1 tRNA gene and 1 rRNA gene are annotated in these 2,500 nt (G+C 41.7%); both read right to left on the bottom strand.

Annotation, left to right across the window (positions count from 1 at the left end):
• Positions 1-250: 250 nt before the first annotated feature.
• Positions 251-324: transfer RNA gene (locus tag KQA_RS0217915), tRNA-Ile, on the bottom strand.
• A gap of 180 nt (positions 325-504) precedes the next feature.
• Positions 505-2,101, bottom strand: a 16S ribosomal RNA gene (locus tag KQA_RS0217910).
• Positions 2,102-2,500: the final 399 nt, after the last annotated feature.

The raw sequence follows: 2,500 nt of genomic DNA, 5'->3' as shown, positions 1-2,500 counted from the left end.
CTTTAACTTAACTCCTACTTTCTTAACGTGAACGCTAACTCCTAGAATTTCCTTTTCAATATTTTTTTTTATGAACTTATTTATCAATTCATAATTGAATTCTTAACTCCTACTTTCTTAACGTGAACGCTAACTCCTAGAATTTCCTTTTCAATATTTTTTTATGAACTTCTTTTTAGTATTGAGTAATCAGTATTAAGTACTAAGACCATTCTAAATACTTTGTACTGTATACTCTGTACTAAACAAGTAGTCTCAGGCAGACTCGAACTGCCGACCTCTACATTATCAGTGTAGCGCTCTAACCAGCTGAGCTATGAGACTGTCATTTTTTAAGACAATAGATCATAGATAAAAGAACATAGACTCTATTTTCTATTTTCTATTCTCTCTTTTCTTAATTTATTAATCGACAGCTTAAGACTAAAATAATCAATCAGAAAACATAATAACTATTTCTAATCGATACCTTAATTATTGTTTGCCTTATAGGCAAAGCTCTAGAAAGGAGGTGTTCCAGCCGCACCTTCCGGTACGGCTACCTTGTTACGACTTAGCCCCAGTTACCAGTTTTACCCTAGGCCGCTCCTTACGGTGACGGACTTCAGGTACTCCCAGCTTCCATGGCTTGACGGGCGGTGTGTACAAGGCCCGGGAACGTATTCACCGGATCATGGCTGATATCCGATTACTAGCGATTCCAGCTTCACGGAGTCGAGTTGCAGACTCCGATCCGAACTGAGATAGGGTTTATAGATTCGCTCCTATTCACATAGTGGCTGCTCTCTGTCCCTACCATTGTAGCACGTGTGTGGCCCAGGACGTAAGGGCCGTGATGATTTGACGTCATCCCCACCTTCCTCGCGGTTTGCACCGGCAGTCTTGCTAGAGTTCCCGACATCACTCGCTGGCAACTAACAACAGGGGTTGCGCTCGTTATAGGACTTAACCTGACACCTCACGGCACGAGCTGACGACAACCATGCAGCACCTTGTAAATTGTCCGAAGAAAAGTCTATCTCTAAACCTGTCAATCTACATTTAAGCCCTGGTAAGGTTCCTCGCGTATCATCGAATTAAACCACATGCTCCACCGCTTGTGCGGGCCCCCGTCAATTCCTTTGAGTTTCATTCTTGCGAACGTACTCCCCAGGTGGGTTACTTATCACTTTCGCTTAGTCACTCAGTCCGAAAACCAAACAACTAGTAACCATCGTTTACGGCGTGGACTACCAGGGTATCTAATCCTGTTCGCTACCCACGCTTTCGTCCCTCAGCGTCAATTGATTGTTAGTGATCTGCCTTCGCAATCGGTATTCTAAGTAATATCTATGCATTTCACCGCTACACTACTTATTCTAACCACTTCACAATAATTCAAGTCTAACAGTATCAATGGCAATTTTACGGTTGAGCCGCAAACTTTCACCACTGACTTATTAAACCGCCTACGGACCCTTTAAACCCAATGATTCCGGATAACGCTTGGATCCTCCGTATTACCGCGGCTGCTGGCACGGAGTTAGCCGATCCTTATTCTTATAGTACCGTCAATCTGTTACACGTAACAGGGTTTCTTCCTATATAAAAGTAGTTTACAACCCATAGGGCAGTCTTCCTACACGCGGCATGGCTGGATCAGAGTTGCCTCCATTGTCCAATATTCCTCACTGCTGCCTCCCGTAGGAGTCTGGTCCGTGTCTCAGTACCAGTGTGGGGGATCTCCCTCTCAGGACCCCTATCTATCGTTGCCTTGGTAAGCCGTTACCTTACCAACTAGCTAATAGAACGCATAGCCATCTTTTACCAATAAATCTTTAATTATCAATCGATGCCAAATTACCTTACCAACTAGCTAATAGAACGCATAGCCATCTTTTACCAATAAATCTTTAATTATTAAATGATGCCATTCAATAATACTATGGAGCATTAATCCAAATTTCTCTGGGCTATTCTCCAGTAAAAGGTAGGTTCTATACGCGTTACGCACCCGTGCGCCGGTCGTCATCAAGTGCAAGCACTCATGTTACCCCTCGACTTGCATGTGTTAAGCCTGCCGCTAGCGTTCATCCTGAGCCAGGATCAAACTCTTCATCGTTAATCTTTAAATATTTTTTAATCAAAATACCAATATCAACAAAACAGAAATTATTAATCGCTCTCAAAATGACTATTCTAGTCTTAATTCTTATTTTTGGTATTATCTTCACTTACTCTAGATTCCCATTTGCATGGAAATGATATAAGCTCTTAATAATACGCGCTGTCAATCAATATGTCAATGAACTCTTTTTTGTTAATTAAAAAACCTCACAGTCCCTTAATTTAGTTACCGCTTAAAGCGGCTGCAAATATAAAACCTTTTTTAATTCCCACAAGGAATATTTTTGGTTTTTTTTGCTTTAGAATAAAAAACCTTCATCAGCAACCTGATGAAGGTTTCAAAAAAGGCGGCGACCTACTCTCCCACGATTGCAGTACCATTGGCGCTATCAGG

It is taken from the genome of Aquimarina agarilytica ZC1, assembly GCF_000255455.1.
GTDB lineage: Bacteria > Bacteroidota > Bacteroidia > Flavobacteriales > Flavobacteriaceae > Aquimarina > Aquimarina agarilytica.
This window is presented reverse-complemented; position numbering and strand designations above follow the sequence as displayed.